The following is a 5,580-nucleotide window of genomic DNA, read 5'->3' as shown; positions in this document are numbered from 1 at the left end:
TTGATGTGTATTACATTGAATGGCAAGGCGATCCCATTCCCGGTTTTAACCAAATACCAATTTCAGTTTCAGGGCTGACAAATCATGCCAAAGTACGCGATTTTTATAATAAATCGCAGCCATTAATTGCTGCCGGTCATTATGATCTGGTGATTGGGTTTAACAAAATGCCGGGCCTGGATTTGTATTACGCGGCCGACCCCTGTTATCTGGCGCGGGTCAGGCAAGAGCCAAGCTATATCGTCAAACAGCTTTTTGGCCGGGTAAGATTCTACGAAGCCTGGGAACGGGCCGTTTTTGGACCACAAAGCCACACCGTATCAATGATGATCTCATCGGTACAGCGCAAACTGTTTGAGCAGTATTATCAGACGCCACCGGAAAGACTGGTCGACCTGCCGCCCGGTATCGATCCAGATAGAGTGCGTCCGGATGACTGGCAAATACAACGTCAGCAATTTCGCCAGCAATTATCGTTAAATGCTGATGACTTTTTACTGCTGATGATAGGCTCCGGCTTTAAACGCAAAGGCGCTGATTTTGCCATTGAAGCCATGGCCGCTTTACCACAGGCGTTACGTGAAAAAACACATTTGTATGTGGTGGGTGAAGATAATGCCAAACCCTTTGAACAACTGGCACAAAAGCTGGATGTCGCTGAACGAACCCATTTTATGGGTGGACGCGATGATGTAGCGAAATGGCTATTGGCGGCAGATGTATTTTTACACCCGGCGCGTTCTGAAAATACCGGCACCGTGATTCTCGAAGCCATGGTGGCTGGCCTGCCCAGTATGGTCAGCAGTGCCTGTGGTTATGCCAATTATGTTGAAGACTCAAACGGTGGTGAATGTATCGACCAGCCGGAAGATACATCAGCTTTTACACAACAGTTGGCTAAGATGCTTGATAAAAAACGCCTGCAGCAACTGTCACAAAATGCGTTGGATTATGCCGCCACACATGATTTGTATAGCATGCCGCAGCGCGCTGCGGAGTTGATTTTAGAGCTGGCTGAGAAAAAACGATAAAAAAATGACAAAGCCCTAATCGGGCTTTGTCATCCATTCATCAAACTTATTTGGTGACCAGAATATCTTCCATCACCAGATATTGCAGATCCGAACCATAGAACATATTCAATGCATCAGTAGGACTGCAAACCATGGGCTCACCACGACGGTTTAGTGATGTGTTCAACACTACCGCGTTGCCGGTGAGTTTTTCCATTTCCTCAATTAGTTCGTAATAACGTGCATTGGTTGCACGGGTCACGATTTGAGCCCGAGCAGTTCCATCTTCATGCACGACTTCCGGAATACGTGATTTCCAGCTTTCCGCCACATCAAAGGTAAAGGTCATATACGGGCTGGGATGATCAGTCTGCAGAATTTCCGGCGCCACTTTATCCAGCATACTCGGGCAGAAGGGGCGCCAGCGTTCACGGTATTTGATTTGGGCATTAATGCGATCAGCAACGCCTGAATGATTTGGCGAACCGAGAATACTACGATTACCCAACGCTCTAGGCCCGAATTCCATACGACCCTGAAACCAGGCGACCGGATTACCATCAGCCAGAATTTTTGCCGTGTCGGCACACACATCATTTAAATATTGCCAGCTGACCGGCTGTGTATAGCGTTCACAGGCTTCAATGCATTGCTGGGTGGTATAGGATGGGCCGAGATATACATGATCCATTTTTTCCACTGGCACACCAGCCAGTTGTGAAGCATAACTGGCCGCGCCAATGGCCGTACCGGCATCACTGGAAGCCGGTTGCACGAACAATTCTTTGACACCGGGCATGGCAATAATGCGCTGATTGAGTTTGACGTTTAATGCCACCCCACCGGCATAAGCGACTTTACCCGTTTCACGAATAATATCGCCCAGGTAAAAATCAATCAGATGCAAAGCACATTTTTCCAGCAATGCCTGAATGCTGGCGGCATAATCAATATAGGGCTCGTCCTTTTCATCACCTTCACGCATCGGGCCCAGCCATTCAATGAGTTCGGGGCTGAAGAAATAACCTTTGCCATTTTTTTTATAGCGCCGGAAACCAACGGTATTGACCAGTTTGGTGTTGACCTTGAACTCGCCATTTTCACAATGAATCAAACGTGAGAAATCAAAACGGTTGGGATCACCATAAGGTGCCATGCCCATGACTTTAAATTCACCATCAAGCATTTCAAAACCGAGATATTCGGTCATCGCGCCATAAACACCGCCGAGTGAATCGGGATCATAAAATTCTTTGATTTTGTGTATTTTGCCGTTTTCGCCATAACCGAAAAACGTGGTGGCATATTCCCCTTTACCATCAATGCCGATAATCGCGGTTTTTTCCAGAAAACCACTCAGATGATAAGCGCTGCTGGCATGGGCCAGATGATGCTCAACCGGGACAAATTTAACGCGCTTTGAATCAATGCCTAAATCATCCAGCAGTTTCATCACGTTTTTGTGATTACGCCAGTAACGACGATTACCGGAAAATAAAGCAGTCAATGCTCTGTCAGGTGCATACCAGTGACGTTTGGCATAATGCCAGCGAGCAGGTGATTGCAGGCCAATCTGCGCATAAGGAAACGCGACGATATCTATCTCATCAGGGCGGATACCGGCCTGTTCAAGGCAGTATCTGGTGGCTTCATAAGCCATCTTGCCCTTGGCATGCTTGTCACGCAGGAAGCGTTCTTCTTCGGCAGCTGCCACCAGTTTTCCATCAATATACAAAGCAGCTGAGGCGTCGTGGTTTACCGCGCCGGAAAGGCCTAAAACGATCATAAATTATCTTCGAGTTGCGTAAAAATGTTGTTCAGTATATCAAGCGTGGAGGGCGGGAGACCATTTAACCTGTCAGAGGGCCGTCATTAATCGGCGTAAACCCCTGCGGGGAGATCTGGAAACCATTTTGACGGGCCTGATTGATATCAATTTGCACCAGCTTATCCAGTGAAGACCATGCCGCTGGCGCATCACGTAGATTTTTAGGTAACCAGCGATTCGATTTCCAGTTCATGAAATGGAGATACATAAATTCCCTGTTATCTCTGTCATTGGTCAGGTGACCATCTTTCCAAAACCATTGTTGAGGATGATCTGAACTTCCATCAAGCCACTTAATTGGTGAGAGAACCGTACTAAACTGTTCCTTATATAAAACCCGTCTTTGATAAGGCGAGCTGAAAGACCACAACTTGCGTAACCACAATGGGTGATTTTTATGGCGAACAAACAACTTGGAAAATTTTGATTCATCCAGGCCGAGATGTTTGTCCATTTCCATTAATTTCTGCCAATCTGGGATTTTTCGAAACGCCTGTCGATATTTATCCGTATTGCGGAAAATAGCGAAATGCCCTGAAAGACGGCGGTTATGTGTGCCGATAACATCGTATTTTTGCAGTAAATCGTCAGTAATAAAGCTTCTTATCTGACCATAGATAATATCAATATCCCCAATAGCAAAAAAATCATAATCCTTAATATCTGATTCATGAATAAACCCTAAGGCAGGCTTCAAATCACATAATTTATAAGGGCTTGTAGGATTAAAATGGATGGCTAAACGATCACTTACCAAGCGTTTATATTCTTCAAAAGTCATAGGCACATAGCTGACATTTGAGCACTGATTTATCGGCTCACCACAGTCGGTGTAAAAAAGCCAGTGGATGCCCGGATTACGACTGCAGCTTTCGAGGTATAACTCGAACCATTCCGGCCATTGACCAAAATAGGGGATAACAATCACAATTGTCGGTTGTTTCAAAAAAAGTTACCTATAAAAATGCTGATGATTAAATCGACTTCAAAAACAGTTTAATTTGTATGCTCTGGATGAACAGCTATGAGTTCTGCCAGCTTATTTTGCCAAGCTACCAGTATAAATAATATGAGATAATAACCTCTTTAAATGAAGTGTTTTCGTTTTAAACTAATTTGCTGGCATTCGTTTAAAACGTCAATTTGAATTAGGAACCGTTAGCGCCCAGATGATAAGCCTAACTTTCATTTAAACAGTGTGTAGAACCTCGAAATAATATGATGTTAATAAAATGCTGAATCGCTTAAAAAGTTTTCCTGCTGCTGAAAAAACTATTTTCGTTTTAATGAATATATGGCTAGCGGGTTTTTTTCTTTCTCCCACCGGCAAGCAACACTATCAATTCTTTATTCTATCAATCGTATTAAGTGCTTTCTGGCTGATTTTTGCTCAGAAAATTAACTACAGAAGCCTGTTAAACTCCAAAGTATTAATGTCAGCCTCATTTTATGCCTTGCTCTTCCTGATTAGTATCGCCTGGTCTAATGATCTCGGTTTTTCTGCTAAATTCAAAGACATCAAAACTTTTTTGTATTTGATTTTTTTTGCATTGGTCTTTTTGTACGTGATCAACGGCCAGTCAAAAAGGATGATTACTGTAGTCAACATTTTAATTGTTGCTGCTGTTATCAGTTTATTAATCAATTTGTTTGTTTTCTATGCAATCAATGGAGAAGACATGTCTGCCAGATTTTTTGGAATGGGCAGATTGTGGAATCCACTTTGGGCCGCAGCAATGTATGGGGCAACAGCATTAACCATACTGGCCATTTTGTTGGATAAGTTTAATCAGTTCAAGCCAGTATTCAGAGGTATGTTTTTACTCGCATATGTATTGATGTTGGGTGCGGTTGTTCTTACCCAATCCAGAACACCTATTGCAGCAACGATAATGCTCTCTTTGTTTATTGTGATGGTGTCGCAACAATCATTAAAAATAAAAATAAGTGTTATCTTAACAAGTGGAATTATTGGTGTAATAACACTGTTATATTCGCTCCCCTTTATTCAGGAACAGATGGGGAGAGGCCAGAGTTACCGGTTAGATCTTTGGTTTGGTTTTATAGAACGGGCGAAAGAACACCTTTTTCTCGGTCATGGTGGTGGGTCGAACGTACCCATTTCTTCACCCGTCGATTATGTTGATGGCTGGTATCACTATCATAGTACCTATGTTGCTTCTTTAGTTGAAATGGGGCTGGCGGGACTTTTTTTGCATCTGCTCCTCATCGTCACCACCTTGTCTGCTGCATGGAAAATGCGGAATATTTTTATTGTTAAAGTTGCCGCGATAGTCTTTATCTATACCTGTATTTTAGGTATCACATTTGGTCATGGCATATTGACGCGGATGAATTCACAATGGCTGATTTTCTGGATGCCGTTACTGGTTATTGCTATCTATGAAATCAGCAGCAATAAAATGTCAGTTCGGAATGACTCTCCGGATGTCCAATAAGAACGTAGCAGCTGATTTGTCTTAAGCGTTTAACAGGCGTGAAATCCGGGAATTAGACCAAAATGCCTGTTTAACAGCCGAGTCGGAGAATAAGGTTTCCAGTCTGCTATTAATGGCTTGTTTGTTGGCTATTGAGGTTTCGACGTTAGCTGTTTTGATTAAAGCATCGCTCAGTGCATCAATGTCTCTGAATTTAAATAACTGACCAATTCCATCAATGATTTCAGCGCCACCGCCACAATCGGTGCAAATTATGGGCAAGTCTGCTGCCATGGCTTCA

At 43.4% G+C, this 5,580-nt stretch carries 5 protein-coding genes; 2 read left to right on the top strand and 3 right to left on the bottom strand.

Annotated elements, in window-relative coordinates:
- On the top strand, nt 1-1,031 hold a 1,031-nt coding region (locus B3O33_RS11980; RefSeq protein WP_292363678.1), incomplete at its 5' end, for a glycosyltransferase family 4 protein.
- A 46-nt stretch (nt 1,032-1,077) separates the two neighbouring features.
- Here B3O33_RS11980 and B3O33_RS11975 read toward each other — a convergent pair.
- Nucleotides 1,078-2,799, bottom strand: coding sequence for a carbamoyltransferase family protein (locus B3O33_RS11975; RefSeq protein WP_292360415.1), 1,722 nt, complete (start codon nt 2,797-2,799; stop codon nt 1,078-1,080).
- A 64-nt stretch (nt 2,800-2,863) separates the two neighbouring features.
- Nucleotides 2,864-3,787 carry a DUF6625 family protein gene (locus tag B3O33_RS11970; RefSeq protein ID WP_292360413.1) on the bottom strand — a complete coding sequence of 308 codons (924 nt, stop codon included), beginning with the start codon at nt 3,785-3,787 and terminating at the stop codon, nt 2,864-2,866.
- 286 nt (nt 3,788-4,073) lie between these two features.
- Between B3O33_RS11970 and B3O33_RS11965 the strand changes: the two genes are divergently transcribed.
- The gene (locus B3O33_RS11965; protein ID WP_292363677.1) at nt 4,074-5,300 is read left to right on the top strand and encodes an O-antigen ligase family protein; all 1,227 of its coding nucleotides are present in this window, start codon (nt 4,074-4,076) and stop codon (nt 5,298-5,300) included.
- 21 nt (nt 5,301-5,321) lie between these two features.
- On the opposite strand, the gene B3O33_RS11960 is transcribed toward B3O33_RS11965, so the two are convergent.
- The coding region (locus tag B3O33_RS11960; protein WP_292363676.1) for a glycosyltransferase family 4 protein at nt 5,322-5,580 on the bottom strand (259 nt) is incomplete at its 5' end.

It is taken from the genome of Methylophaga sp. UBA1464 (assembly GCF_002325665.1).
Lineage (GTDB): Bacteria > Pseudomonadota > Gammaproteobacteria > Nitrosococcales > Methylophagaceae > Methylophaga.
The sequence above is the reverse complement of the archived record's forward strand: the minus strand, read 5'-3'. Positions and strand labels throughout refer to the sequence as shown.

Bases quoted from the DNA above. Each gene is read 5' to 3' on its own strand.
- B3O33_RS11965 (WP_292363677.1), top strand. From the start codon at position 4,074: ATGCTGAATCGCTTAAAAAGTTTTCCTGCTGCTGAAAAAACTATTTTC.
- B3O33_RS11975 (WP_292360415.1), bottom strand. From the start codon at position 2,799: ATGATCGTTTTAGGCCTTTCCGGCGCGGTAAACCACGACGCCTCAGCT.